Consider the following 26873-nt stretch of genomic DNA (forward strand, 5'->3'; position numbering starts at 1 on the left):
CGAGCGATTCGTTGATTCGTTGCGGGAGAATGTTGTTGGTACCTACGTGCCCAAAACGGGAGCCATGCAAGTCAGAGCGGTCGATAACGGCCGTCGGCGGCCAGCAGCGGCGCACCCGTCGGGCTAATGAAAGCCCGTTTCAGCGTCTCCAGGTCACGGGACATGAAGTGCGACAGCGGAACCAATTTGACCAGACTCAAGGTTTCGTCGCGTGCGGCGGCCACGGGGCTACCGTCGACCCGGCTGAGCGTCCGGTATCCACGCGTGAACGGGCCCAGTACGTAGCCGGGGGCGACGAACTCGGCTGACCATGGCAAGTCGAGGTAATCGAGGTCCAAGTCTTCGCGGATGTCGTCGCCGAGAATTCTATCGCTAGTAACAACTGTTGATAGAAACTTCTTCCAGGCACGGAAATAGCTTGGTATCTAATGACTACGGTACGTAGATTCTGGCAACAGTATGGCCGGCGTTGGCTCAGGCCGTGGTGACCGGTTCTCGGGGTGCGGTCGCGGTGACGGGCGCCCGGCGCCGTGACGGCGTTTGTGGCCACCAGCTGGCTTCACCCAGCAGGGTTGCGATGGCGGACAGTGAGGGTACGCACCAGGAGCAGTCCGCAGCCGATGATCAGTCCGACTTGGAACATGATCGCCACCGAGCCGATCATCAGGCCGAACATGCTGGCGGCGAAGATCAGGCCGGCGGAGGTGATGACTGATCCGGTGGTGGCGACGGTGCGCAGGACCCCGACGCGCAGGTTGGCCGTGGATTCTTCGCGCAACCGGGACACCAGGAGCATGTTGTAGTCAGCGCCGACGGCGACCAGGATGATGAATGCCAATAGCGGTACGGGCCAGGCGATTTGGTAGCCGAGAATCCATTGGAAGACGATGACGCCGATGCCTAGGGAGGCCAGGTAGTTCAGGATCACGGTGCCCAGCAGGTACAGCGGGGCGATGAGGGCACGCAGCAGCGCCACCAGGATCAACCCGACAATGACCAGGGTGGCGATGGCCAGTTGGGTGAAGTCCGCGGACAGCAGGCGCGGGATGTCGGCGTTGACGGCCGGGAACCCGGCGACCGCCACCCTGGCATCGGTCAGGGTGGTGTTGGGGCGGGCGGCGTTGGCGACGTCGGTGATCTGCTGGGCCAGGCGCATCGCCCCGATGCTGTAGGGGTCGGTGTTGGTGTCGATGGCGAAGCGGGCGGTTTTGCCGTCGGGTGAGACGAAATGTTTGGCGACGTCGGCGAATCGGCGGTCATCGAAGGTGGTGGCGGGCAGGAAGAAACCGGCGGCGGCGTCCGAGCCGGCGGTGGCGCGTGCCGAGTTCTGCAGTGCGGTGGCGATCGTGCTCATGCCGGTGAGCATTTGGATGTTGCTGTCGGCCAGGGCGTGCACGCCGGTGGCCAGCGCACGGGACCCGGCGGCCAGTTGGCCGATGCCTTGCTGCAGCCGGCGGATGTTAGCGGCCAGATCGGCGGGATCACCGAGGGTTTTGAACGCGGCGTTCATGGCGGCCACGGTGTGTTGAATGTCGGTGAGGGTGCCGGTCACGGTGGCATCGGTGGCCGGGTTGTAGTGGTCGCCTAGTGTGGCGACCTGGGTGAAAAACCCGTTGTCGCGCAAGGTGACCAGGACCGCGACCTGGTCACGGATTTGGGCGCATTCGGGGGTGGCCACACACCACGGGGCCGCGTTGAGGGCGCCGGCCAGTGGGTCGAGGACACCGATGGCGTTCTCAGCGCGCTGCGCCAGGGGCCGGATACCGGGGCCGGCCTGGATGGCCTGATCGACACCGGGTGCGGTGGCCGAGAGTTGTTGCAGCAGTGGGCCGAAACGCTGCATGCGGGCACCGGCGGTGGAGGCCTGAGTGAGCACACCGCCCAGGGGTCCCATGGCGGTGCGCACGGCGGTGTCGAGTTGAGCCAGGCCATCGGCCAGTTGGTCGGCCCCGCGGGTCAGGGTGTTCAGGTCGGCACGGTGAGCGTTGGCGTCGGTGACCGATTGGGCCATCTTGTCGCCGATCTGCCCGTTCTGCCAGGACAGTTGGGCCTGCTCCAGGCGGGCGCCGGTGGGGCGGGTGACACCGGCGACCGAGACGACGCCGGGCACTTGGGCGATGCGGGAGGCCATTTCGTCGAGGTCGGCCAGCCCTTTGGCGGTACGCATGTCGGTGGGGTTCTGCACTACGAGGAATTCGGCCAGAACCATGTCTTTGCGGAAGTGCCGGTTGAGCAGCTGGTAGCCCTGGTTGCTGGCGGTGCTGGCGGGTTGTCCGGCGCGGTCGTCGTAGCTGATGGTCATCGCGGTGGCCGCGGCCGCCAGTAGCCCCAGGATGAGCAGGCTGGCGACCAGCAGCGGCACCGGGCGGCGCACCACCGCGACGGCGACGGCATTCCAGTAGCGGCGGGTGCGGTCGGGTTTGGGTTCGCCGATGCCGCGGCGGGCAGCCAAAGCGAGCACCGGGGGCAGCAAGGTCACCGTGGCGACGAAGCCGACGGCGACGGCGACCGCGCAGGCTGGACCTAGCGCGGCGAACACGCTCAACGTGGCGAACACCATGGACAGGAACGCCAAAGCGACGGTCGCCGCCGAGGCCAGGATGACCCGGCCGATGCTGGCGGTGGCGGTGATGACCGCCGCCTCCGGTGGTGTCCCGGCGCGGCGCTGTTCGTGGTACCGGCTGATCAGGAACACCGTGTAGTCGGTGCCGGCGCCGAGCAGGATCGCGGTCATGAACGCCACGGTGAACTGCGAGACCGGCAACCCGGACTCGCCGGGCCCCGAGAGCACGCCCCGCCCGACGGCCAGGCTCAGCCCGATGACCAGCAGCGGCAGCAGTGCGGTGAACAGGGATCGGTACACCATGAGCAGGATCAGCGCGATCAGACCAGCGGTGGCGATCGACACGAACAGCAAATCGTGTTCGGCAGAAGAGATCTGGTCACTGAAGGTGGCCGCCGGGCCGGTGACATAGGCGCTCACCCCCGATCCGGTGAACACCCCGGTGACGATGGCGCGCACCGCGACCACCGATTCGGCCGCAGTGGGATCACCGAGCGCGCCGGCGATACCCACCGGCAGATACCAGGCTTTCCCGTCCCGGCTGACCGCCTGAGTTCGGGTCACCGAATCGGCAAGCAGATCCTGCACGAGCAACACATGGGCATGATCGGCGCGCAACCGGTCGATCAACACCGCGTACCGCTGACGCGCCCGATCGCTGAGCCCGGCGGGGTCCTCCATCGCCACGAACAGCATCGTCTTTGAGCCCTGCTCGCCGAACGCCGTGCTCATGCGGTCCACGGTCTGAAACGACGGCACATCGCGCGGGATCAGGTCCACCGACTGGCGGCGCACCACAGTTTCCAGCTTCGGGAACAGCAGGGCCAGCAGTGACCCGGACCCGCCGCGCGGTGCCAGGCCCGTCGGTGTGATCACTCATGCTGCCCCTGTCGCCAAAATGGAACTAAAAGTATCGCTTCGATACTGGTATGAGCCCAATTAAGTTGCGGCCGAGTCACTTTCGTCGATGCCGTCCACACGGGCGCCGGTCCTCGCGGCCGGCGGCGGCAGTGAGGTCCAGCGGTTAGCCTCGATCTTTCACGTGGGCAGTGATGTTGTTGAGTTCTGTTCACCGTGGATGGGTAAGTGGTTGGGCAGCAGGGATTTCCGGCGTTGCTTCTCGCCGGTGCTCCTGGTCCTTGGTCGCTGAAGTGGTGGTTGTGGGTCAAGCGGTTTGTAGCGCGGTCCAGCCGGTTTCGATGAGGTCACTCCAGGGCCAGCCGCGGGGCAGTCGTAGGTATCGGCGCCGTCCGGTTCGGATGATCCGTCCAGCCACCGCCAGCAGGCGCAGGCGTAACCGTTTGGGTTCCCAGCGTCGCGCGGGCCCGCTGGCGAATGCCAGGACTTGGGTCCATACCAGCAGGTCAGCGGCCAGCAAGGTGACCTGCAGCCAGATCTGATTTTGGGCGAACCCGTGAAAGGGCAGGTTGGTCAGCCCGGTGTCTTTGAGGTTGCGGATACGGTCCTCGGCACGAGCGCGTTGGCGGTGGCGGTGGCGAACTTCCAGATCCGGGATCGACCAGCCCTTGGTGTTGGTCGCAAAGCAGGTGATGCGCCACCCGTTGTCGTCGGTCAGACGCAGCTGGGCACCGGGGTGAGGGCGTTCACGGCGAGCGATGACCCGCATCCCCGGCGGCCAGCCACGCAGCGTGTCGGGCAGATAGCGGGTCAGCTCAGCGACCTGGGCGCCCTCGCGCGGTGCGCCGTCCCCGTCCAAGGCAGCGCGCCATGCCTGCCGGGGCACCTTCGCCAGGGCGTCGACGATCGGGGGCATGCCGTAAAACCCGACGCTGTACTGCAATCCCAACCTGGTGATGTGGTGCAGGAAGTCTTTGACCCCACCGGTATCGGTACGCACCAACACGTTCGGTCGTTCGTGTTCGGGGAGCTGCGCCAGCGCAGCATCCAGGACGCTGATGTGGTCAGCGGCGCTGTTGGACCCCGCTGATCCTGGGCGCAGCAGCCCGGCAAGGGCTTCACCGGATCCATGCACACCGTGATCAACGAACGCCAACATGGGGTGAAACCCGTACCCGTACTTGAATGTCGGTGCCGCACATTCCTTCTCGCTATGTGCGGTCACCAAGGTGGCATCGAGGTCAACGATCACCTGATTGCCCGTCCCGGGCAACGGTCGTCGGCGACGCCAGACGCGCTGGCGAGCAGCGGCCCGCGCGGCGCCGATCGCGGCCAACACAACATCGACATCGCCGGCGAGCGTGGTGATCAACCGCGACACCGTGGCATCGGAGGCCACCGCCCCAAACAGGTCCGGTTGAGCCCGCACGATCGCGATATCAGCGGCGCAGTCCCCACCGAGGGCCACCGCGACCAACAAGTCGCACAGCGCCTTGGCCGGATCGTGGACCGACCGCGGCGCCCGCCACGGCCCCAATGCCGCTGACATCGCCTTTTGCAGTCCCGAACAGGCCAGCGTCTGCCGCAGCAGAACCCCACCCGCTGACGACACCAACGACTCGCGGGTCGCCTCCATCACCACAGAACCTACTGAGCTACCCTTCACCTACGGAGTGCCTTTCCTCGGACTTACTTGTGACGTCGCAATCCCAAGTTTTCCAAGTAGGACAGGCACTTCCGTGCATTACAGGCCCGTGTCACGGGCCAATTCATGAAATGTCGAGGTTAGGCGGCGATACCCCGGCACACCAGGGCGGTGATCGCGTTGGTCTGGGCGATCAGAACGTCACGGTCGGGTTGGTGCCCGTAGCGCAGCGCGATCCCGAAAGGGATCGCCACGATCGACTCGGCGGTGGCACCGATGTCGAGGTCGGGGCGGATGTAGCCGCGGTCGATGCCGTTGCGCAGCGCCGCACCCAGGACCGCGGCGCCGCTGTCATACATACGGTGAAACCGCTGCGACATCTCCTGATCCACCCCGGCGGCCTGCACCACGATCAGCTGCAACAGCCGCGGTTCTTCGGCGAGGACGTCGGTGTAGGCCATGCCGATCGAGGACAGGTACTGACCGAACTCCTCGATGGAGGTGACCAGGCACGGCGTGGCCTCGTCGATGGCAGCGCCCAGTCGGCTGTTGATCTGCCGCACCGCGTGATCGACGATGTCCCGCTTGTTCTCGAAATACCGGTAGAACATCGAGTGCCCCGAGCCGAGCCGCTTGGCGATATGGCTGATCGAGGTCTGGTGATAGCCCCGTTCGGCGAACTCGGCCAACGCGGCATCAATGACCTCTTCGCGGACCAATTCGGCACGCTGGGCGCGCTGACGATCGGCCATCGTGGTGCGCGGCTTACCCGCCGCGGACGCCGCGGCCACGGAGCTATCGGTTCGAGTACCCATCGCGAGCCTCCCACGTCAGTGGAACAAAAAGTATCCCTCCGATACTACTTGTTCCATGTTCGCCCGGTGCAGCGTTCGTCAACATATTTGTGGCGGCCCGCGGCGGAGTCGGCGAGGCAATTAGCTTGCGGCAGCGTCGATATCGTCGACCGGCAGGTCATGACGCACGATGCGGACCTGCCCGGGCGGCAGGCAGGCCATGTAGCCGTGCCGTTTGCCGTACAGCTCCCAGGAGGCCCGGTCGCCATCGGGGGTGACATCGATACGATGCCCGGTCGACAAGGCCAGATGTAGCGCCCCGTTGTCGTCACATTCGGCATGGGTGCACGTGGCGCCGGCCATATCGAGCAGGGCGCGGTGTTGCGGCGCCATGTTGTCCGGGTCGATCACCACCTGCTCTTCGGGATACGGGCCCACCGGCGGCAGCGTCAACTCCATCGCGGTGGCGATCACCAGCTCGTTGTAGTCGTCAAGATCGAGCACCAGCCCCTCGTGCAACGAAACCCGCTGGATGGTGCACTGCGTGATCCACAAAGTGTGCATGACCCGCTCCTTTCGGCACATCGTTGTGCACACTCATGGTACAAAAAGTAGCGCAGCGATACCACAAGTTCCGCTATCGAATGTCAGTGCGCGCCAATGCCCCCAGCAGCTGGCCGATGGCGCGGTCGATGCGCTCCCGCGCATCGGCGGGGGCCACCCGCCCGCTGATCACGGCCGTGAGGTTGGCCAGCCAGATATCGGCGATCAAACCGGCCAGGTGCCGATCCCGCGGCGCGGGCACGGGTCCGCCGAGCGCGCGGGCGAACATGTCCTCGATCACGCCGACGGCGTACTGCACGGCATCGGCCGCGCCGGCATCGGCCACCACGAACGCCCGCACCATCGCATCGGTCAACGCAGGCTCGTCCAGCCACCGCTGATGCAGCCGCGCCGTCAACCGCGCCCATCGCTGCGGCGAGGTCAATTCATCGGCGCTCCAGTGGAATTCGGCGTCCAGGCGCTCGATTTCGCGGGCCAGCACCGTCACCAGCAGGTGCGTTTTGGACGCATAGTGCCGATACAGCGCGCTCGCGGCCGTGCCGGCTCGCGCGGCCACCGCACGCATACGCACGCCCTCAAAGCCGTGCATCGAGGCAATCTCCAGCGCGGCATTGAGGATCTCCTCGCGCCGCCCGCCGACCGCCACCGGACTCGGGCGAACCGGCGGCGGGCGCAGGTGCGCATCAGGGGTGCTCATCTGAACATCGGGCATGCTCATCGCGGCCCACTATCGCGCGCGCCACCGTCGCCGTCGATGACAGCGTGGCGCGCGAGGTCGGCGAACATCTCGTTGAACGCGGCGATGTCGCCGTGCGCGGCGAAATGAGCCGCGTCCACGGCGATGAAGACCGCCGCCGCGGTGAACCGGGTGACGCCGTCACGGCCCACCCCGGTGGCCTCCACGCGCAGCACGCGGCCGCGGCGATCCACGACGCGGGCGCGCACGCGGTGAAGGTGGTGCAGCGGGACCGGCTGCAGATACTCGACTGTCAAGCTGCGTGTTACTGCCGGGGTGCCGGCGATCCACAGCGTGAAGCCGAGCACGTCATCGCAGGCCGCGGCGATCGCGCCGCCGTGGGCCAGGCCGGGCGCACCGATGTGCCGCTCATCGAAGGTCACATCGGCGAACACCTCCGGGCCGTCGCGGTAGGCCGTCAACTGCAGGCCATGCGGATTATCAGGGCCGCACCCCATGCACACCGGGGTGTGCGCGGGGAGCCGCTGCGGCACACCCTCATCGGCTACCGGGTCGCTCACGCCGCCCCCGCCGGCTCACCCGAACTCGCCGGGGCGGGCACCACCGGCGCAGGCTCCTCGGGTGGGGGTGCCGATCGGCCCGGCGCCCACACCGCGACGAGCACCGCCGACACCGCGCTGATCACCCCAAGCGCGAAAGCCCCTGTCGCGCAACCATGAACAAACGCCGACCTCGCCTGCTCGACGGCGGCGTCAGCCACCGGCCCGACACGATGCGCGGCCTGCGCCGCGGCCGCCAGCGAGTCCTCGAACGCGGCCCGCAGCGGCGGCGGCAGGGCGGCCGCGGTCGCGGCGACCCGACCGCTGTAGCCGGCGGCCAGCACACTGCCCGCGATGGCAATCCCGATGGCCGCGCCGACTTCGCGGGCCGCATCGTTGACCGCCGCGGCCACCCCATGCTTGTGCACCGGGGTGGCGTCCACCACCGCTGCCGTCGACGGCGCCGTGCACAGCCCCAACCCGGTCCCCAGCGCCAGCAGCGACCACACAATGTCCGCATAGCCCGAGTGCACATCGAGCCGGCTCGCCAGAAACATCCCGACCGCCAGCAACCCCAGACCACCGGCCAGCATCACGCGCAAACCCCAGCGCGCCGCCAACTGCGGTGCCGCCACCGAGACCACCACGATCGGCACAATCAACGGCGTCAGCGCCACCGCCGACCTGATCGGCGAATAGCCGCTGATCAACTGTAGGTACTGCACCAGCAGGAAAAACACCCCGAAAATCACCACGAAATGCAGCACCAACGACACCGTGCCCGCCGCGAAACCGCGATCGCGAAACAACCTCATGTCCAGCAGCGGGTCCGCGCGCCGCAGCTCCACCACCGCGAACGCCACCAAACATCCAGCGGCACAACCAAACAGCGCCATCACCATGGTGTCCGTCCAGCCGCGATGCGGCGCCTCGACAAGAGCGACCACCAGCAGCCCGATCGCCAGCGCGATCACTACCGATCCCAGCACGTCGATACGAGGATGGGCACCCTCGCAGGACGTGGGCACCCGCAGCGCCGCGACCAGAAGCAGCACCGCCGCACCGGCCAGTCCGACGAAAATCGCCCGCCACGACCAAAGCTGCAGCAGCACACCAGAAATCAGCACCCCCACCACTGCACCCGAGGCGGCCACACCCGCCCAGATGCCCACCGCACGTCGCCGCTGCGTCACCCCGAACTCCCCGGTGAGGATCGACAACGTGGACGGCATCACCAACGCCGCACCCACCCCGGCCGCCGCCCGCGCACCGATCAGCCACCACGGGCTGTCGAACGCCAACGGAACCACCGACGCCGCCGCGAACACCGCCAAACCGGCGATCAGCACGCCCCGCCGGCCATAACGGTCACCGACCGCGCCCGCCGGCAAGACCAGGCACGCGATCGCCAAGGTGTACCCGTCGACCACCCACGTCAGCTGACTCTGCATCGCCCCGGTATCGACCGCGATGTTCGGCAACGCGGTATACAGCGCCGCCATCGAACCGATCACCAGCGCCACCGCCGCACACGACACCACCAGGGTCCACTGCTGCCCACGCGAGAACGACCTCTGCTGATCCGGCACGCTCAACACCCCTGTACACTCGGTTTCGCTGCGCTACTCGATGTACCATATCTGAGGTTATCGACAAGCACACCCGGGATCAGCAAAGGAGCCACAGTGAAGAATCAGGCCCTGCCGATACCGGACGACTATGACGAGGACATCGATCCGCGCCGCACCCGGTCACGGAACCGACTGCTCGATGCCGCCGCCAACCTGCTCAAGACCGGCGGCGTTGAAGCCGTCACCATCGACGCGGTCACCAAAGCATCCAAAGTCGCCCGCACCACCCTCTACCGCCACTTCAACAGCTCCACCCAGCTACTCGCAGCGACCTTCGAACGCCTACTGCCGCAAGTCATTCCGCCCGAACCGACCAGCGGAACACCGCGCGAACGACTCATCGAACTGCTGTCACGACAAGCCGACCTCATCGCCGAAGCCCCAGTGCAAGTCACTACCCTCGCCTGGGCAGCACTCGGCACCACCGAAACCCCCAGCACCGACACCGACGGCACCCCTCACCCCAGCGCCCACACTCTCCGCGCCCGCGTCGTCGAGCAATACCGCCAGCCCTTCGACAACATCCTGCAAAGCCCCGACAGCCGCCACCAACTCGGCAACCTAGACCTCGACCTCTCCATGTGCCAACTCGTCGGTCCCATCGTCTTCGCCCGACTGACCGGCATCCGCGCCATCACCCACAACGACTGCGTCCGCCTCGTCGACACCTTCATGGACACCTACAGCATCAACCCGGCCACGACAAGACCCGAGGGGCTATCTCGTTAACGGTGTTTCCGGCGGTTTTCATCAGTAGGTTTCTGCTGCCGGGAATCGGTCGGCGAAGGTGATCGCGAACGCGTGGAGCGCTGGCTTCCACCGCATCATCCATCGTGCCCTGCCCACCCCGGTCGGGTCCAGGGAACGGGTCACCAGATACAGGCACTTCAGTGCGGCCTGCTCGGAGGGAAAGTGTCCGCGGGCCTTGATCGCGCGGCGGTGAGGGACTCGATGGCATTGGTGCTGCAGATGACCCGCCGGGTCTCCACGTCGTAGTCCAGGAACGGGATGAACTCGGCCCAGGCGTTGTCCCACAACCGGATCACCGCCGGGTAGCGCTGGCCCCATTTCTCGGTCAGATCGTCGAATGCCGTCCGGGCCGCGGTCGCGTTGACCGCGGTTTAGATCGGTCTAATGTCACGCTTGATCTCATCCCAATACTTGCGTTCTTCGCGGGCAGGCTGGTGGTCTGTCTGCCGGTTGCTGTCGTAACTTTGCGTCGAATGGTGTTCAGCGATTTCTTCGACGGGTAGGTGTAGATCAGTTTCCGGTCGCTTCCCCTCTGCCGGTGCCGCTGGATGCGGAACCCGAGGAAGTCGAAGCCCTCGTCGATTCCGACGACTCGTGTCTTATCGGTCGCCAAACGCAACCCGACCGTGGCGAGTACGGTCTCGATCTCGCCGTAAAGTTCCTCGGCTTGGTGCCGGGTGCCGAACACCATGACCACGAAATCGTCTGCGTAGCGGATGATCCGGTAGGTCGCGGCGCCGCGGCGGGTGGCACGCCAACGCTGGGTCTGGTTGCCCATGGCCTGCCACTTATCCCGGAAGTGCTCGTCGAGGACTGATAAAGCGAGGTTGGCCAGCAGCGGAGACAATATCCCGCCCTGGGGAGTTCCGGTAGTACTGTCGCAGGCTTCATTCAACTCGTCCAGCAGCCCCGCCTTGAGGAACGCTTTGACTAGCAACAGGATTCGTCGGTCGCTCACGCGAATCCTCAACCGGCCCACGAGGGCCGGATGCGAGATTTCGTCGAAACAAGCGGCGATATCGCCCTCAAAGACCTGTTCGTAGCCGCGCGCGGCATAGAAACGGATCTCCTCGATAGCATCCTGGCATCTGCGTTCCGGGCGGAAACCGTAACTGGATGGGTCGAAATCGGCCTCCAGAATCAGCTCCAGCACCAGCTTTAGGGCCGCTTGCACGACGCGATCGCGAACCGTGGGGATGCCGAGGCGACGGGGTTTACCGTTCGCTTTGGGAATCACCACCGTCCGTACCGGCACCGGACGAAACGAGCGGTCCCTCAGCGAGTTCCGCAGTTCAGTCAGGAAACCGGCAACGCCGCGCTCGCTGTTTTCGACCGACCACGCGGTGGCCCCGTCGATGCCAGCAGTTTGAGCGCCCTTGTTCTCCCGGACTCGGGTCCACGCCATCACGAGGAACGCCGGGTCCACCACGAGATTGAACAGATCATCGAAACAACGGCCGGGATCGGCCGCTGCCCAACTGTGCAGTTTGGTTTGAATCCCCAGTACCCGCTGGTGCACCACAGGGGAACACTCCAGCAGCGCAACGATATTCACCGGCGCATCTTCTGACATGACAATTCCGTTCTGCCTGACTTGCTGCCGCCCTTCGCCCTGTGACCGGCTCTCCCGATCTCTGACTACTACGACGGCTCCGCCCCGTCCCGGCCCGATCGGCCGACAACGAACCCAACCTCCACCGCCCGCACCGGATGTGCGGGAAATGTGGTGGGACCGAGACGGTTCCCGTGTTCATCTGTTACCGCTCAACGAGTCCGGTGCCCAGCTATACCCCGGCGGTCGACGGGAGTACGCCGCAGACTTTCCTCCCGCCCTGTCCCTACCGATGGGTTCGGTAGGGACGGACGCCACCACCGCAACAATGGTGACGCGCACCGCTGCCCGGCCCATATCCACCAGATTCGAGCCGGTTCCTGTTAACGAGGCGTCCCACGCTGGTTCCTCGCGTACACCTTCTCGTCTTGCTCGCCGAACCCGCACCATCTGGCAGTGCTGGCACGTTCCGGCTTTGTCGGGGCCGCTTCCACCCTCCTCGGCGTTTCCCAAGTCAGGCTGCCCCCAGCTTCACCCGGCCGCTACGACGGCCCAGCGTTGAAGGTCTTCCACCTCCAATCGGTAAAACAGACGCCTCACGGCGCACGTTGCGGATCAAATGAATGATGCAGGTCTGCACGGTCGCTTGTGGCCACACGTTGCTGACCGCCTCGGGCAGTCCCTTGAGCCCGTCACGGACCACGAAGAACACGTCCTTGACGCCGCGGTTACGCAGATCGGTCAGTACGCTCATCCAAAACTTCGCGAAAGCGCACGGGTTCGCGCGAACGTGTGCGAGGCGCCGCCTGAATTGTCACGGGTTTGGTAGGCGGGCGGTGTCAACGTGGTCGGTCAGGTAGGCGATGACGGCTTCGTGGCGCATGCCGTAGGCGACGGCGACGGCGACGGCGACGGCGACGGCGACGAGTTTGGGATCTACGGTGCCAACCAGATCGACCAGGCGGGTGGAGCGCAGGATGCGCGGTTGAAGGCCGACCCCGCGCAGGGTGTTCTTGACATAGCCGTCAGAGGCCGGCGCTCTGGTGGCCTTGGTCTGCGCGGTCACAAGCAGGTGGGAGTTTGTTGCTGCCGAGCGTCTTTCGGTGGTCTAGACAGCATTGCAGCGCCGTCCAGGTCCAAGGATCCAATGGGGTCGGCTGTCGTCGGCGACCCAGTCGGACGCGGTGCCGATCGTGATCGATGTCCTTGTCGGTGAGGTGTTGCAGGTCTTGGGTGGTAGCGCCGTGCAGCAGGGCGGCCAGCCCGACGAATGCCTCGTGCGGGTGAACCTCGGGGCCTGTGCTCCATCGATAGAACAGCTCGCGCTGGCGGTCGGCGGGACGAGTCGGTCCGCGAAATGCCATGGTCTGCGGTGCTTTTACCCCTGCAGTGGGGTCGATGAGCATCAGCCGGCGTCGGCGTGCGTAGCGGCAGAACTGGCGCAGCCCGGTCAGGTAGGAGGCACGTCGGCCGGGATGAGCGTGCAGTAACGCTTCGATATCACCGACCTCGACGGTGGCCCAGTCAGCTTTGCCGCGGTCGTTGAGCAGGTATCGGGCGAAATCACGCACCGCGGTGAGTCGGGCCTCGACGGTGGCGTGCCCGCGGGGTTGACCGCCGACGCGGCGGGCGCGATCGCGGCCGCTGACCATGTGCTCGGCGAACCTGGCCACCGCCGGCCGCAACGGTTCAGGGACGGCGTCAATGCGGGACCGTCGGCGGGCGGCGGCGCGACGCTCGTCGTGGTCTGACCACAGCACCAGCTTGCTCGCGGTGAGGAAGTCTTCCAGAGCCCGCGCGAGCGGCCCCTCCTTGGCGACAGCTTCCAGCAGTGCCTCCGGATGCACCGGGGAATCCTGGACCAGGTGCTGGCCGAGTCGGCTGAGCACGGCGCACGCCCGGCTGGGATGATGACGTCCGACTAGGTAGGCGGCGAAGTCGCCCAGCCAATCGGGTGGATCATCCAGTGTTGCAGCCAGATTGGCGGCCCGTACCGCGATCCTGTGCGGTGAGCGCGCCCAACAGGACCCGCACCGCCCGGCACCGGTCAGCCGGGTGACCCGCCCGCAGTCGACGCAGGCGGCGTCCGGATTCGGTGGCCGGCCCGGATGCGAGCACGACCCGCACCAACCGGTATCGGATCGCAGGACCCTGCGTTTGCGGCATCGTGGGCACTCGGCTCGATCGGCGTCCCGCCGCTGGCGTCGGACACAGTCCTTGCAAAGGTCGCGGTCGACAAATAGCACCGGCGCCCCGCAGGTCCGGCAGGTGCGCGAGCAGAGCACGCAGTGGCAGGTATCTGGCTGCCGGACCTGATCGATGCCGCAGCGCGGGCAGGGATGCTTGACCGGCACGTGCACAGCCGCCCACTGGCATCGAGCACACAGATCACGGCCGGGCTTGCCAACCGCGCGGCCGCACCGCCGGCAGTCCCGGATCCGTCGAGTCATTCTCAGATCGGCGGCATCGACCGGCCACGCCGCAACGCTGGCGCGTCGTTCACCACGGCCGTGGCCGGTTTGGGTGAAATTGGTTGTGCGACTGGAGTGGTATCGATGTCAAAGAGGTCGTTGGGCGTGCGCTCAAGCGCGGTGCACAATGCGATCAGGGTAGCCAACTTCATCTGGCTGGGCTGCTTGGTGAACAACGCCGACACCGACGCCGATGACAGCTCCAATCCCTCCTTCTCCGCCAGTAGCCGTTGCAGCTGGGCACCGGTCCACACCTCACGCTGAGCGGCGGCCATCCGAAGTTTCCACCTGATCTGCATGCTCACTCCTGTCCGGTCAGTTCGCTCAGCGTCGCTGAGATCGCGCGCTGGTAGGCATCTTCGATGAAGGTCTCCGGCGGGCGCACATACCACATGGTTGACGCGACTGTCCAGTGCCCTAGAAGTTGTTGGATGGCGACCAGATCCACGCCTCGTTCATTATTGTGGGTTGCGCAGGCACGGCGCATCCCGTGCGGGCTGAACCACTCGACTTCGGGCCGTCCCTCCACGCTCATCAAGTGCCGCAACCGATTGCGGATCGTGGCCGCGGCCATCCGACCACCAGACTCGTCACACAGCAGCGCCGGACTATCCGGGAACCGGCCGGCCGCGAACGTCCTGCAGATACCAACGCAGCACCAGATCCAGCCCGTCCAACATCGGTACCCAGCGCGGTCGAGGCCCGGACCCCTTGGCGCCCTTGCCGAACCGCACGTGCAGCTTGCCGAACGTGCCACGCCCAAAATGCACGTCGGACCGGTCGAGCATCACCGCTTCTTCCGACCGCAGTCCGGCGTGATACAGCGTGCGGAACAGTGTGTAATCCCGCGCAGCCGGCGCGTACTTACGGGCGGTCGCGATCCGCCCCTTGAGGAACTCGAAGAACGCGCCCACCCGCTCTGGAGTCGGCGGGGCATCGGTGCTCGGCGAGTCGTCACCGACGTGTCGGGCGGCGTTGAACTCATCCAGCGGACACGCCAGTCGCACCCCGAACGCCGCCTCGATCTCGACCGCTTTGCGGACCTCGAGAAATCGGTGAAAACCCTTGAAGACCTGCAGATAGTTCCGTCGCGTCGAGACCGCTCGTCCCGAGCTGGCCAGCTCGCCCACCACCCGGTCGACGTCGTCGGCGGTCACCTCCCATGCCGGTCGCCCTAGGGCTGCCAGCATCCGCTCCAGCACGCCAATGTCGTTGGCGATCGTCGATTCGGCGAACCCCCGCGCGGTCCACGATGTGACGAACGCGTCCACGCATTCGGCCTGGAACCGCTGCGGATCTCGCGTCTGGACGACTGGTGCGACGTCGCCCGTGATCACCCGCAGCGGCCCGTCGCCCACCTGCACCTTCTGCACGCCAGAGTTTTCGAGGCAGTACCTTAACTCACGGGCCTACGCCTTGAAGATCAGCGACACGCCAATAGACCGGAAAACCTCAGGCAGCAGCACCAATCCGGGGAAACGAACGTGTGCTCGTTCCATATCCCTCCCCGCCGGTGCCGGCCCACAATCCGAGGATGTCGCGTTCCCCGCCCAGGGTGACCCCGATCGCGGCATAGAACCGCCGGTTGGCGACCTGGCCGTCGCGGACCTTGACCACGATCGCGTCGATGAAAATCGCCGCGTAGGTCTCATCCAACGGACGCACCGACCAGTCATTCATCTCCTCGATCACCTTGTCGGTGATCCGGCTGATCGTTTCCTTCGATACCGAGGCACCGTAGATTTCGGCGAAGTGCGCCGAAATCTCGCCCGTGGTAAGTCCTTTCGCGTACAGCGACAATACGACCTCATCAACACCGGACAGGCGGCGTTGGCGTTTCTTGACGATCTGCGGTTCAAACGTCGCTGCCCGGTCCCTGGGCACGTCGAGCTCGACCGCGCCGGTGGTGTCGGTCAGCACCGTCTTGGCCCGTGTGCCGTTGCGGATGTTGCCCGTCCCCGCTTCCGGCGGGTCGTGTTTGTCGTAGCCCAGGTGCTCGGTCATCTCCTCATTGAGCGCGATCTCGAGCACCGTTTTGGTCAGCTGTTTGAGCAGTCCGTCCGGACCGGTCAGCGATGGCCCCTGTTGCTGGGCCAGCCGCACCAGCTCGACCGCAGCCTGCTGCGCAGCGGAGGGCCCCGACTTTTTCTTCGCCACATCCAGTGGCGTCATCACGGCACCTTCCTCGCCGAGCTTCGCTCAGCGTGTCAGGCCGGAAACACCGATAAATCCACAGTCCCGAAGCTCTGGACACAGCTGACGCCCGGCGTATCCATCGATCATGGCTCGGAGTGGATTCTTCGCACTATTCTTAGCCTGCTTGCCGCCAGCGGGCCCCGAGAGCGCAGCGGAGACGGATTACGCGGGTACGACGAACGGCCGCTAATTCCCGCGATCGCCTCCAGCAATAACGATCGCGCAACGGAACAACCTTGACGTACTGTCTCATCAGCATCTATGTCTTGAAAGGCTGAATATGCCGGTGAACTTCGCCACATTCAACGACCGTGTCGCCGAACAGTTGAAGGACTCCACAGTGACCGTCGGCGGACTCGCGGGCTACCTCGGTTTCCGACACACCGAGTTCATCGCCGGCCGACTGGTCGCAGAAATGGACGCCCGAGACGACTTGAAGACACCGTTCGGCAACCTGCACGGCGGCTGCCTGTCCGCCATGGTTGATCACTGCCTCGGTGTCGTGTTCTACCCAGTCATCCCTGAGGGCTCATGGGTTGCGACAACAGAGTTCAAGCTCAACCTGCTTCGGCCCGTATCCGCCGGCAAGTGCGTCGCAGTCGCCGAGATTGTCGCGCTCGGGAGAACCAGCGGCGTTGCTCGGATCGACATCACCAACCAAAGTCGCGCAGTATGTGTCGCCCAGGGCACTGTGACGATCGTGGGCCTGAAGCCGACCTCGTGATCAATGGCGAGCGGAAGGGCTGAAGGGTGACCGCTGCGCTTGAGCGCGTGCCAACCAGCGACGGGCTCACTCTGGCTGTTGACTTCTACCGCTGTGCCGCACCTCGCGCGGTTGTATTGCTACTCCACGGCGGCGGTCAGAGCCGACACGCCTGGGACGTCACAGCACTGCTTTTGCGCGCGCGCGGATTCACGGTGGCCGCGTATGACGCACGCGGGCACGGTGACAGCGACTGGGATCCCACAGGCCGTTACGATCTGAATCGGCTCGGATCCGATCTGATCGCAGTACGGTCGTACGCGAACCTGGGACGGCCGATCGTGGCCATCGGGGCATCCCTTGGCGGCCTCACCATTCTCGGCAGTCACTTGCTAGCTCCGCCAGACTTGTGGGACGCCGTGATTCTTGTGGACGTCACACCACGTATGGAGATGAAAGGCGCACGGCGCGTCGTCGCCTTCATGTCGGCGCACGCCAACGGGTTCGACAACCTGGAATCCGCCGCCGAGGCCATCGCGGCATACAACCCGCACCGCTCGAGACCGAACAACCTCGACGGACTTCGAAAAGTCCTACATCAACGAAGCGACGGCCGGTGGGTGTGGCGTTGGGATCCCGCGTTCGTGGCATCGAATTTCCAGTTTCTCCAAGGCGACCAGGCAGCCGGGACAGCGGAATTCGAGAAGATGAGCACTTTGTTGGTCGACGGTGCGCAGCGTGTTACGGCACCAACACTCCTCGTGCGCGGGTTGCTGTCCGACGTGGTATCCGACGAAACTGTGAACGATTTCCGCGACCTCGTGCCGCATGCGCGCACTGTCGATGTCACGGGCGCAGGCCATATGATCGCCGGCGATGACAACGCTGTCTTCTCGGAAGCGGTGCTCGATTTCCTCGACGACCTCGTCTAGCTCCTTGATCAACCACTCTGATGCGGCGTCCGGCGCCGTCGCGTTTATCCTGCTCACATGCCCACAGAATCCATGCGGATGTCATTCCGCCGACACATGCGCGACGAGGTGTTGCGGGCGGCCCGAGAACTCACGATCGAGAAAGGGTGGGAGCGAGTCCGAATGAGCGAGGTTGCCGAGCTCGTCGGCGTATCTCGCCCAACTCTGTACAAGGAATTCACCGACAAGCAGGGCCTAGGCGACGCATTGGTTGTCACTGAAGGTCAGCTCTTCTTGGAAGGAATTCACGCCGTCCTTGCATCGCATACCGGTGATATCGGTGGTGGAATCACCGCCGCCGTGGAGTACACGCTCAAGGAAGCTGAGGCCAGTCCTCTGCTGAAAGCCGCGTTGACATCGACCCGTACAACTACAACGGAGACACGCGACAGCGCAACCGGTGTCCTTCCGCTGTTGCCCACATCCGCATCACTGCTTGAGTTGTCATCGGCCGCGCTAATCGCGTGGTTCGGCGAGCACTTCGACCAGCTCGATCCCGAGGACGTCAATGAAGTGGCCGACGTACTGGTCCGGCTCACCGTCAGCCACCTCGTGCTGCCAGCCGCCGACGCCCACACCACCGGGCGGCGAATCTCGCAGGTAGCACTGCGCTATCTGGCCCCGCGATAGCGGTGCATCAATGATCGGCCTGTCACGCGCGAGGCACTGGCGGCCGCCGCCACCGTTGCACCGCTATTGTCCAAGGCCGCATAGTCAATGAGATCAGCTGTTCAAGAGGCACTCTCCGAAGGCAACAGATCGCTGCCGATGCCTCTGCCAGCTTCAACGATGCACTTTTAGGCACAAGCAGGCCGAGTAAGCACTTGCCGATGGCGTCGTCAGAAACAGCGTCGACTCTAACTCATCACTTCACGCGTGCATTGAAAATACGAGGCGTACAGCAGATTTCACTGGGGCATGGTCGGCCGATCCGAGTTCAAACCCTGGTCTCAGCCCGGTCTCGTCGCGAGACGCAAAATGCGCGGCGACGGTCAGCGAAGAGTTGGGGGCGCCGAAGAGTTGATTGCTCTACCCACATGCTCGTACTTCATCCTCTGGGGCCGCCTCTCAACAGCAACTGAATTCTCATCAGTTGTCGCGCGCTCTGGTCACGATTCAGTTGCCGCCGACACCGCCAAGCCGATTCCCGTAGGAGTGTCACACCGGCTGCAGTTTGGGTGGCTCGACTTGCCCAAAATGTAGTCGATCCTGGGCCACCCGCCCGCTCACTTCTAGACCGAGCCGACACCGCCATGCACACATAAGACTACGCTTGCAAAAGGGCACTTCTGTCGATATATTTACTTTCAATATATATCTGTAAACGTGCCGCGCCGTCAGGTCGGACACACAGAGCTGCCTCCTCCCGAAAGGTCAGAGCGAAACATGCTTGAAGACAAAGCTTCTCGGAATACTCGCGTTCTACCAACACCACGACGAGTGACGTTTGCGATGCCGTCAGGGAATCGCCGACAGCATTTCGTAGACGACGATCTTGTGATGAGTCATTTCATAGCCGTACTATCGGCGACGTTTCCGGAGGGAGAAGATTTCTTCATACGATCAGTGCGCCAATTCCGAACTTCGGTGATCGACGCAAGCCTGCAAGAGGCGGTAAAAGGCTTTGTGGGCCAAGAAGCGACGCACCGATACCAGCATCGACTATTGAACGAGCGCCTTCAGACCATGGGATATCCCACCGCGCGTATTGACCGCCACGTAGGCAGGCTGATAGAGCGACTCGAAAAGCGTCTTTCTCCAGCGATGCGACTGTCACTGACCTCAGCGTTAGAGCATTATACCGCAACACTGGCGGAGATAATCCTCACTAGCGAAAGCGCCCGCCAACTCATCGGCAATGGCGAAGTGAGATCGATTCTTCTTTGGCATGCGTTTGAAGAGTCCGAACATAAGGCGGTGGCTTTCGATGTCTATCAAACAATCGGGGGCACCGAGCAGATGCGTATCCGCGGCATGCGCATCGCTTCGGTAATCCTTTTCGCCGAGTTGTTCGCCCATACGGCCCTTTCAATGGCCGCAGATCGCGCATCCTACAATCCCATTCGCCTGTTGCGCAGCCTCTATCGATTTTCCCGTAGCCCGATTTTTACTGCGGACGCACTGCGGCGCTTTCGCTCTTACACGCAACGCGGCTTCCATCCAGACGACTGGGATAGTACCGCGGTCTTGGAATACTGGAGCCGAGAATTGTTCGAAGCAGATGGATCGCAGAAGTCCGTCGGCCCGTAGCTGAGTGGCCGACGCACGTCGTCTCGGTTACAGCGGGTCGACGCCAAGTACAGCGTGACCCATTTGAGTCAGTAGCGCAGTTGTGCGCTCGGTCGCCATCCCGGTTTCACCGTACTGAAGCGTCGACTGGATGGCGCCGATCGCTCCGTGCACTACGACACGTAGGCCGATTTCGTCTAGTTCGGGACGCAACTCACTCAGTACGTGCACCCACTCCTCAAGATACAGACGTTGTTTGCGGCGCAACCGGCTGCGGTGCTGCGCAGCGAGATTGTGAAGTTCACGGTAGTAGACGATGGCAAGCTCGCGTTGATCCAAGACGAGGGCTACGTGGTCTGCCACTAGCGCTGTCAGCGCCTCGGTCTCGCTTTTACTTTTCTCCACAATCAAAGAAGCGCGTCGCAGCAGGGAATCGATCACCTGCTCGAAGAGTGCCGTCAGTAAGCTTGCTTTGCTGTCGAAGTGACGATAGATCGCCGGACCGACGACACCAGCAGAATCGCCGATATCCGCCATCGACGCCGCGTGGTATCCGCGGTCGGCGATGTGCTGCGCGGCCGCCGCGAGAATCCTCTCCCGACGTTGATCTCCTTTACCGCGACTGTGAGCGACTGTCATGTGCGTTGGCGACCAGCCCTTTCGCCGAATTGGTGGAATTTATCATGCCACACAAGGGGTTGAACAAAATGTTAACACCGACTCATCAGGGAAGCCCACTGGCTTAGGTGGAGATTCAGATCCGATGGCCCGCGATCGTGCCGGCGAGCCGATGGCCGAGCGCGCCGGCTGTGCAGCGTCTTTGATGGCGCTAAGTGAAAGTTCCCAGTTTCTCCCGGTGCGGCCGTTGCCTGTCGTCCTGCGTGACGAGATGGCATGACCACAGTGGACGTTAGCGGGGTTGTGTCCGGAATCCGGTGTAAATAGGGAGGACGGGCGTAGGTTCCGCTTCACGACCTGCAAGTCTGTGAAGAAGGAGTCGCGCCCGTGCCTGTTCGAGTATCAGCCCATCGACCGTATCCGCACCGAGATCCACGCCTTGTTTGGCGAGGATCGCGAGCTGCCGGAGATCCTTGAAGAAGTCGCCCGCCTGGGCGCCCAGCTTTGATGCAGGCGGCCCTGGAGGCCGAGGTCACCGAGTTCCTTGGCCGCGAACGCTACCAACGCACCGCCGCCTGTCCCGACGCTAACGACGGCTCACGCAACGGGTATCGGCCGGTGATGGTCAAAACCATCACCGGGCCGGTCACGTTGGAGCGGTCAAAGGTGCGCGGCAGGACCGCAGCGTTCGCGTCGCGGTTGTTCAGCAAGCACGTGACGAAAACCAACGCGCTGGAGACGCTGGTGATCGCCTCGTTCGTGCGCGGGCTGTCGGTGCGCGACGTGGAGGCCACCCTGGTGAAACACTCGGTGATCCGGCCGCGATCTCCAAATCCACGGTGCTGGAAGTGTGCAAGGCGATTCGAGCCGAATACCAGTCGTGGGCGCGTCGCCGACTCGACGAGATCACGCTGGACTACTTGTTTTTAGACGCCAGCTTCTTTCGGATGCACCCCGGGTCACCGGCCGAGCCGATGTTGGCCGCCTGGGGCATCACTACCGAGGGCAAGCCGGTGTTCGTTGGGTTGACCCCCGGGACCGGCGACTCGACCGGCGTGTGCCGATTTCCTGACCGATCTGCGCGAACGCGGCCTTGGCTGTCCGCTGCTGGTCGTCTTTGACGGCGCCAAGGGCCTGATCGCGGCAATCGAACAGATCTACCCAAAAGCGTTGCGCCAGAGATGTCTTATTCATCGACTTACGCCATCAGCCTGGAGTGGGCGGTACTCGACCGAGCCTCGGCCGATTGGCGCGGGCTGACCATGACACCGGTCGGCACCCGATTGCTGCAAGACTTACGCCGATCACTGCTTGACCCACCCCGTGAACTGCGGCCGCCGCCCGCCTCCATGAGTTCCAACACCGGCTCCGCAGAGCCCATTTCGGCCACCGCGTAGCGACCTCGGGTCGCGACGCCGGTACGACTCAGTAAGGGATCGCCGCTATACGTGTGAGGGTCTACCTGCCCGCATCTGACAGCTTTTACCGCTGGCTATGATGGCTGGCGGTGACCAGGTCGATCGGTGGGATGTAGCCGGTGATGCTGTTGATGGTGCGATGCAGGCCGTGGTGCAGCGCGTCGATGTCGCAGCGGGCCAGGCCGCCAGCGGTGGCGATGACGTGTTCGGTGGTGAACGCTAGGTCGTTGATGGTGCCCAGGATGCGGCGGTCGGCGGTCTTGGCCACGGCCACCTGCTGGGGGCAAGATTGCCGAGCGTATCGGCGGGCAGCCCTTCGGCTTGCAGCGCGGCCTGGATCGCCGAGACGACGGGCGGTCCGATCGGGCGCAGCCCCGCGGCGGTGACGTTCGGCATGAACACCGGGAACAAGGTCCCGGCATGGGTCACCAGCAGGCATTTGCGCCGGTCGATCCAGACCAGGTGGGCATACCAGTCCCGCGCGCACGCTTCGCCGATGGCCGGCTCAGACACCCCCAGCAGCGCCAACACCTTGGCGGTACATCGCAGCATCACGGGTCATGATGGCAGGCAAAGCCACCGACGGTCGGTACGCCAGAACACCGTGGCTTGGCGCCGGTACAGTGTGGCGACGTGTTGGTCGCTGATCTGCATCACTTCCTCGACATGCCGGGGTGTGCTGCACGTATAGGTGACATCTGAGTTGGCTTGCCGGGACCGTCGGGCCTATCCGAATTTCGGTGTAAATGGCGGTTTTCCTAGCCTCGGTTGAGGTCGTGCATCCTGTCGGCGAATGTTACCGCGAGCGCGTTCAAAGCGGGCTTCCATCGCACTGCCCATCGCTGCTGGCCAGTGCCTTTCGGATCCAGTGATCGGGTCACCAGATACAGACATTTGAGTGCGGCAGCCTCGGAGGGCACATGGCCACGTGCCTTAATGGCCCGCCGGTAGCGGGCGTTGAGTGACTCAATCGCATTGGTACTGCGCAACACTCGGCGAATCTCGGTGGGATAGTCCAAGAACGGAATGAACTCGTTCCAGCAGGACCGCCACATCCGGATCAACGCCAGATAGCGTGCGCCCCACTGCTCGTTGAGGTGCTCGAGCGCGTCCTCGGCAGCGGTAACCGACGGTGCGGTGTAGATCGGCCGCAGATCGCGTTTGAGCCCGTCCCAGGTCTGGCGCGGCAGGTAACGGAAGCTATTGCGAATGAGGTGCACGGTGCAGGCCTGCACGATGGTGGCCGGCCACACCTCGCTTATCGAGTCGGGCAGCCCCTTGAGTCCGCCACAGACCAGGAAAAGACGTCGGTGACGCCCCTGTTGCGCAGGTCGGTCAGCACCGCGAACCAGAATTTGGCTGATTCCCCGTGCCCGTCACCGGCCCAGAGCCCGAGCACATCCTTGTGGCCGGCTAGGTCCACGCCGATCGTGGCGTAGAACGGCCGGTTGGCGACCTGCCCGTCGCGGACTTTCACGCTCAGTGCGTCGACGATTACTGCGGCGTAGATCGTCTCCAGCGGCCGGGCCACCCAGTCGGACATGTCACCGATGATCTTGTCGGTGATCCGGCTGATCGTATCTTGAGAGATTTTAGTGTCGTAGAGCTCGGCGAAGTGCGCGGCGATCTCCCCTGTGGTTATACCCTTGGCATACAACGACAACACGATCTCATCGACCCGGGTCAACCGCCGCTGACGCTTACCAACGATCTGCGGCTCGAACCTGCCGTCCCGGTCCCGGGCACCACAATGTCGATCTGGCCGACGGTGTCAGTGAGCACCGTCTTGGTGCGCGTACCGTTACGGGAGTTGGCACCGTTTCGGCCAGCCGGGTCGTGCTTGTCATAGCCCAGGTGAACGGCCAGTTCTTCCAGCGCAGTCTCGACCACCGTCTTGGTCAACGCCCGAAGCACCCCGTCGGCGGTATCGGCGAACGACACCCCGCAGGCCTGCAACAGGCGCACCAGCTCCCGCGCGGTCGCCAGCTCATCCGGTGCGGGTGAGCTGGCCATGGACACATCATCGTGAGTATCAGCTGCAGAGGACACAGCCCTCATCGTCTCGGTCACTGTGGACCCTTCCCACCAAGCTCACGCTCGGCGTGTTGGGCCATTTACACCGAATCCCGCAAACTCCCCCCAAGTATTCACTTGCGGTGCCGAAGCGGGCCACGACCGAAGCGTGGTGACGGCAGTTGGTAAGCGCGTCTTCACTTCCAGCCGGCGTTCTCTACAGCGATTGTCGCGAGCACGTTCGACGCTCACTCGATCATCGACGAACGATTCGAGCGCTCTTGTGAGTACAGGGTTCGAAAGTACCAGGTATCTACCGCTCGATACACGAGCAAGCCTAGCGCGATGGTAGTGATAGTTGCGATGAAACGACATCAGGATGGGTAAGTCCCCTGGCATGGTGGGGTTTCGGGACGGGGGGTGACAGTGCGGGGTCCTTGGCCGGGTGTTGGGGTTGACCCCTGATGGTGGACATCTGATCGCGGGACTGCTGGTCCTGCGGGGAGGATGTTCCCGTGTCGGGAAACCGCAAGAAGTACGCCCCGGAGTATCGCGAGCAGGCCGTGCGCCTGGTTTGTCGATACCGGTCGGCCCGTTGCGGACGTAGCCGCAGAGATCGGTGTCGGAGATCAATTGCTCGGCCGGTGGGTCGCCACCGCCAGAGCACGTTCGGCGTCCGATAATCCCGAGGTGCTCGACGATGATGAACGCAAAGAGTGAGAACGGTTGCGCACAGAGAACGCCGAATTGCGTTTGGACCGTGCGTTTTTGAAAAGGACGCAGCCTTCTTCGCCTCCGAACAGAACTGGTAGAGATGTACCGGATCATCGAAGCGGAGAAGGCCAACTTCACGATCGTGCGGATGACTGGACTGTTGGAGGTGTCCCGGTCGGGCTTCTACAAGTGGCGCACAGCCCGTGCGGCGGGGCCCACGCCGGCCCAGCAGCGCCGTGAGGCGATCGACGTCAAGGTCAAGGGTTTCCACGACGCCTCCGATCAGGTGTACGGCGCACCGCGCATCCTGGCCGATCTGCGTGAAGACGGGGAGGTGATCTCCCGCAAGACGGTGGCGGCCTCGATGCGCCGCCAACGCCTGGCCGGGATCAGCCCGCGGAAGTTCACCCCGGTGACCACCGTGGTCGACCTCGACGCACACCGCCCCAACGACCTGGTCAACCCTCGATTCGACCGCGGTGAGCTCGACAAGGTCTGGACCTCGGACATCACGTACTTGCCCACCGCGGGCAAGGCCCCACGCAGCGCCACTGCCATCGACGGTGCGGACTCCACCAGATCGGTGCGCATGTGGTCCTCGACTGCCCAACCCAGGACCCGCCGCGAGCACCCGTCGTCGAACCGCGCACAGGTACAGCCAGCCCTCACTATCCTTCTCGGGCGCCGACCAAGGTGCGGAACGGACCAGAGTCAAGTCGTGGCTCCTTGGGCAAACCGAGCAGTTTCTCCCCAACAATATTTCGCTGCACTTGAGAGCTACCCGCGTAAATCGTTGCGGCCCTTGCGGCGAGCGCAGACTCAACCCACGCGAGCGACGCGTTCGGCGTACCGAGGTCCGCCGTTATCAAGGCTCCATTTGTTCCCGTGCCAGACGGCGTGAGCACGTCCGACCCGAGTATCTCCATTGCAAGTTCGGTTTCACGTTGGAAGAACTCACTCCAGATTATCTTCGTCATCGCCGCCTCGGCTCCGGGATACTCACCCTTCAAGAAGCGCGACAACGCTTGGTAGCCACGACAGCGCATGATCTCGACGCGGCTGCAGCACCACGCGAGTTGTTCACGGATGTGCGGGTCGCTCGTCTTGCCTCGCTCTCGCGCCAGGTCAATGAGCCGAGTGACGTCGGCTTGAAATCGGATTGCATCGGTGGTGACGCTGGTTCCGCGCTCGAAACCGAGCAGGGTCATCGCCACCGACCATCCGCCGTTGAGCTCCCCCACAATGTTGCCCGCCGAGGTCCGAGCGTCAGTGAAGAATACTTCATTGAACATCGTCTGACCGACCATGTTCTTGATGGGCCGAACCTCGACGCCCGGCTGATTCATCGGTACGAGGAGGAAGGAGATCCCCCTGTGTTTGGAGGCGTCCACGTCCGTCCGACACAAGACGAAAATCCAGTTTGCGAGATGACCGGCGGAGGTCCAAATCTTCGATCCGTTGATCACCCACTCACCGTCGTCAAGCACCGCCCTGGTCCGCAAACTGGCAAGATCCGATCCGGCGTCGGGTTCGGAGAATCCCTGGCACCAGAGGTCCTCACCGGACAGAACTCGCGGCAAGAACCACTCCTTCTGCTCCTCGGTGCCGCAGACGACGAGCGTATTGCCGAGCAATTGGATCCCGAACATGTCGTTCTCGGTTCCCGTAGGTACTCCAGCGCGTGCGAACTCCTCAGCCAGGACGACCTGCTCGACCGGACTCAGACCGGCGCCGCCATACTGCTCTGGCCATGACACTGCGAGTAGTCCCTCGTCTGCAAGAATCTTCCGCCACTTGCGGATGAACTCCTCGCGCTCGGTTTGATTCAGCGCCCCGATTCCGGCGAAGTCGGCAGGCACATTGGCGGCGATGAAGCTGCGTACCCGCGTCCTAAACGATTCAGCTGCTGGGGGATAAGTTAGATCCATGGTCGGGTCGTTGTCCCTT

Annotated in this window: 19 protein-coding genes and 10 pseudogenes; 7 read left to right on the plus strand and 22 right to left on the minus strand. The window is 64.0% G+C overall.

Annotated elements, in window-relative coordinates; all coding sequences use genetic code 11:
- Positions 1–71: 71 nt before the first annotated feature.
- The 8 genes and pseudogenes from A7G45_RS24530 to A7G45_RS24565 form a co-directional block, all read right to left on the minus strand.
- Positions 72–425 (minus strand): Imm61 family immunity protein, encoded by a 354-nt coding sequence (locus tag A7G45_RS24530; RefSeq protein ID WP_082762272.1) that lies wholly within the window; start codon positions 423–425, stop codon positions 72–74.
- A gap of 49 nt (positions 426–474) precedes the next feature.
- Positions 475–3394: pseudogene (locus tag A7G45_RS24535) on the minus strand (MMPL family transporter); the annotation flags it as partial.
- A gap of 334 nt (positions 3395–3728) precedes the next feature.
- On the minus strand, positions 3729–5057 hold the full coding sequence (locus A7G45_RS24540) for an IS1380 family transposase (RefSeq protein ID WP_061001144.1): 1329 nt from the start codon (positions 5055–5057) through the stop codon (positions 3729–3731).
- Positions 5058–5206: 149 nt separating this feature from the next.
- Complete coding sequence (locus tag A7G45_RS24545) at positions 5207–5881, minus strand: TetR/AcrR family transcriptional regulator (RefSeq protein WP_226519088.1); 675 nt, start codon at positions 5879–5881, stop codon at positions 5207–5209.
- A gap of 120 nt (positions 5882–6001) precedes the next feature.
- Positions 6002–6424, minus strand: coding sequence for a DUF6188 family protein (locus A7G45_RS24550; RefSeq protein WP_061001143.1), 423 nt, complete (start codon positions 6422–6424; stop codon positions 6002–6004).
- Positions 6425–6497: 73 nt separating this feature from the next.
- Positions 6498–7142, minus strand: coding sequence for a TetR/AcrR family transcriptional regulator (locus A7G45_RS24555; protein ID WP_226519089.1), 645 nt, complete (start codon positions 7140–7142; stop codon positions 6498–6500).
- Entirely contained in the window at positions 7139–7618 is a 480-nt protein-coding gene (locus tag A7G45_RS24560; protein WP_061001145.1) for a PaaI family thioesterase, read from the minus strand. The genes A7G45_RS24555 and A7G45_RS24560 overlap by 4 nt, the downstream gene beginning before the upstream one ends.
- Before the next feature lie 59 nt (positions 7619–7677).
- A complete protein-coding gene (locus tag A7G45_RS24565; protein ID WP_061010628.1) occupies positions 7678–9249 on the minus strand; it encodes an MFS transporter in 1572 nt (523 codons plus the stop codon).
- Positions 9250–9345: 96 nt separating this feature from the next.
- Between A7G45_RS24565 and A7G45_RS24570 the strand changes: the two genes are divergently transcribed.
- The gene (locus tag A7G45_RS24570) at positions 9346–10020 is read left to right on the plus strand and encodes a TetR/AcrR family transcriptional regulator (RefSeq protein WP_061003654.1); all 675 of its coding nucleotides are present in this window, start codon (positions 9346–9348) and stop codon (positions 10018–10020) included.
- A 21-nt stretch (positions 10021–10041) separates the two neighbouring features.
- On the opposite strand, the pseudogene A7G45_RS24575 reads toward A7G45_RS24570, so the two are convergent.
- The 9 genes and pseudogenes from A7G45_RS24575 to A7G45_RS24615 form a co-directional block, all read right to left on the minus strand.
- Positions 10042–10457 (minus strand): annotated as a pseudogene (locus A7G45_RS24575) (transposase); the annotation flags it as partial.
- A gap of 26 nt (positions 10458–10483) precedes the next feature.
- A pseudogene (gene ltrA / locus A7G45_RS24580) lies at positions 10484–11614 on the minus strand (group II intron reverse transcriptase/maturase); the annotation flags it as partial.
- Between the two features lie 568 nt (positions 11615–12182).
- Positions 12183–12359, minus strand: a pseudogene (locus A7G45_RS24585) (transposase); the annotation flags it as partial.
- A gap of 48 nt (positions 12360–12407) precedes the next feature.
- On the minus strand, positions 12408–12659 hold the full coding sequence (locus A7G45_RS24590; protein WP_226519090.1) for a hypothetical protein: 252 nt from the start codon (positions 12657–12659) through the stop codon (positions 12408–12410).
- The gene (locus A7G45_RS24595) at positions 12619–13482 is read right to left on the minus strand and encodes a site-specific integrase (RefSeq protein WP_226519091.1); all 864 of its coding nucleotides are present in this window, start codon (positions 13480–13482) and stop codon (positions 12619–12621) included. The genes A7G45_RS24590 and A7G45_RS24595 overlap by 41 nt, the downstream gene beginning before the upstream one ends.
- 563 nt (positions 13483–14045) lie before the next feature.
- Complete coding sequence (locus tag A7G45_RS24600) at positions 14046–14363, minus strand: helix-turn-helix domain-containing protein (protein ID WP_061003650.1); 318 nt, start codon at positions 14361–14363, stop codon at positions 14046–14048.
- A gap of 2 nt (positions 14364–14365) precedes the next feature.
- Positions 14366–14638, minus strand: coding sequence for a tyrosine-type recombinase/integrase (locus tag A7G45_RS32780; RefSeq protein ID WP_234785575.1), 273 nt, complete (start codon positions 14636–14638; stop codon positions 14366–14368).
- A gap of 34 nt (positions 14639–14672) precedes the next feature.
- Positions 14673–15437, minus strand: coding sequence for a tyrosine-type recombinase/integrase (locus A7G45_RS24610; RefSeq protein ID WP_226519092.1), 765 nt, complete (start codon positions 15435–15437; stop codon positions 14673–14675).
- A 127-nt stretch (positions 15438–15564) separates the two neighbouring features.
- A pseudogene (locus tag A7G45_RS24615) lies at positions 15565–16236 on the minus strand (IS256 family transposase); the annotation flags it as partial.
- Between the two features lie 310 nt (positions 16237–16546).
- On the opposite strand from A7G45_RS24615, the gene A7G45_RS24620 reads away from it, so the two are divergent.
- The 4 genes from A7G45_RS24620 (at position 16547) to A7G45_RS24635 (ending at position 20184) form a co-directional block, all read left to right on the plus strand.
- Positions 16547–16984: a PaaI family thioesterase gene (locus A7G45_RS24620; protein WP_061003656.1), complete on the plus strand. Its 438-nt coding sequence runs from the start codon at positions 16547–16549 to the stop codon at positions 16982–16984.
- A gap of 26 nt (positions 16985–17010) precedes the next feature.
- Positions 17011–17895: an alpha/beta fold hydrolase gene (locus A7G45_RS24625; RefSeq protein WP_061003648.1), complete on the plus strand. Its 885-nt coding sequence runs from the start codon at positions 17011–17013 to the stop codon at positions 17893–17895.
- A 96-nt stretch (positions 17896–17991) separates the two neighbouring features.
- Entirely contained in the window at positions 17992–18564 is a 573-nt protein-coding gene (locus A7G45_RS24630) for a TetR/AcrR family transcriptional regulator (RefSeq protein WP_061003646.1), read from the plus strand.
- Positions 18565–19320: 756 nt separating this feature from the next.
- Positions 19321–20184 (plus strand): metal-dependent hydrolase, encoded by an 864-nt coding sequence (locus tag A7G45_RS24635; protein WP_071288462.1) that lies wholly within the window; start codon positions 19321–19323, stop codon positions 20182–20184.
- Between the two features lie 27 nt (positions 20185–20211).
- Here the strand turns inward: A7G45_RS24635 and A7G45_RS24640 are convergent, their stop codons facing one another.
- Positions 20212–20802 carry a TetR/AcrR family transcriptional regulator gene (locus A7G45_RS24640; RefSeq protein ID WP_061006417.1) on the minus strand — a complete coding sequence of 197 codons (591 nt, stop codon included), beginning with the start codon at positions 20800–20802 and terminating at the stop codon, positions 20212–20214.
- Between the two features lie 370 nt (positions 20803–21172).
- Between A7G45_RS24640 and A7G45_RS32855 the strand changes: the two are divergent.
- Positions 21173–22178 (plus strand): annotated as a pseudogene (locus A7G45_RS32855) (IS256 family transposase).
- Positions 22179–22263: 85 nt separating this feature from the next.
- Here the strand turns inward: A7G45_RS32855 and A7G45_RS24660 are convergent.
- Both A7G45_RS24660 and A7G45_RS24665 read right to left on the minus strand, forming a co-directional pair.
- Positions 22264–22751: pseudogene (locus A7G45_RS24660) on the minus strand (DUF6933 domain-containing protein).
- A 206-nt stretch (positions 22752–22957) separates the two neighbouring features.
- Positions 22958–24269 (minus strand): annotated as a pseudogene (locus A7G45_RS24665) (IS256 family transposase).
- Between the two features lie 805 nt (positions 24270–25074).
- On the opposite strand from A7G45_RS24665, the pseudogene A7G45_RS32795 reads away from it, so the two are divergent.
- A pseudogene (locus A7G45_RS32795) lies at positions 25075–25272 on the plus strand (IS3 family transposase); the annotation flags it as partial.
- Between the two features lie 182 nt (positions 25273–25454).
- On the opposite strand, the pseudogene A7G45_RS24670 reads toward A7G45_RS32795, so the two are convergent.
- Together A7G45_RS24670 and A7G45_RS24675 are read right to left on the minus strand one after the other, a co-directional pair.
- Positions 25455–25596 (minus strand): annotated as a pseudogene (locus A7G45_RS24670) (IS3 family transposase); the annotation flags it as partial.
- Positions 25595–26854: an acyl-CoA dehydrogenase family protein gene (locus A7G45_RS24675; RefSeq protein ID WP_061010676.1), complete on the minus strand. Its 1260-nt coding sequence runs from the start codon at positions 26852–26854 to the stop codon at positions 25595–25597. The pseudogene A7G45_RS24670 and the gene A7G45_RS24675, both read right to left, overlap by 2 nt.
- Positions 26855–26873 lie beyond the last annotated feature (19 nt).

Origin of the sequence: Mycolicibacterium llatzerense, from assembly GCF_025331195.1 — a bacterium.
GTDB classification, from domain to species: domain Bacteria; phylum Actinomycetota; class Actinomycetes; order Mycobacteriales; family Mycobacteriaceae; genus Mycobacterium; species Mycobacterium llatzerense.

Excerpts from the sequence above, each read along its gene's own strand:
- A7G45_RS24640 (WP_061006417.1), bottom strand. The coding sequence starts at position 20,802 with ATGACAGTCGCTCACAGTCGCGGTAAAGGAGATCAACGTCGGGAGAGG.
- A7G45_RS24600 (WP_061003650.1), bottom strand. The coding sequence starts at position 14,363 with ATGCAGATCAGGTGGAAACTTCGGATGGCCGCCGCTCAGCGTGAGGTG.
- A7G45_RS24550 (WP_061001143.1), bottom strand. The coding sequence starts at position 6,424 with ATGCACACTTTGTGGATCACGCAGTGCACCATCCAGCGGGTTTCGTTG.
- A7G45_RS32780 (WP_234785575.1), bottom strand. The coding sequence starts at position 14,638 with ATGGCCGCGGCCACGATCCGCAATCGGTTGCGGCACTTGATGAGCGTG.
- A7G45_RS24540 (WP_061001144.1), bottom strand. The coding sequence starts at position 5,057 with ATGGAGGCGACCCGCGAGTCGTTGGTGTCGTCAGCGGGTGGGGTTCTG.
- A7G45_RS24675 (WP_061010676.1), bottom strand. The coding sequence starts at position 26,854 with ATGGATCTAACTTATCCCCCAGCAGCTGAATCGTTTAGGACGCGGGTA.
- A7G45_RS24560 (WP_061001145.1), bottom strand. The coding sequence starts at position 7,618 with ATGGGGTGCGGCCCTGATAATCCGCATGGCCTGCAGTTGACGGCCTAC.
- A7G45_RS24630 (WP_061003646.1), top strand. The coding sequence starts at position 17,992 with ATGCGCGACGAGGTGTTGCGGGCGGCCCGAGAACTCACGATCGAGAAA.
- A7G45_RS24555 (WP_226519089.1), bottom strand. The coding sequence starts at position 7,142 with ATGAGCATGCCCGATGTTCAGATGAGCACCCCTGATGCGCACCTGCGC.
- A7G45_RS24545 (WP_226519088.1), bottom strand. The coding sequence starts at position 5,881 with ATGGGTACTCGAACCGATAGCTCCGTGGCCGCGGCGTCCGCGGCGGGT.
- A7G45_RS24635 (WP_071288462.1), top strand. The coding sequence starts at position 19,321 with ATGCTTGAAGACAAAGCTTCTCGGAATACTCGCGTTCTACCAACACCA.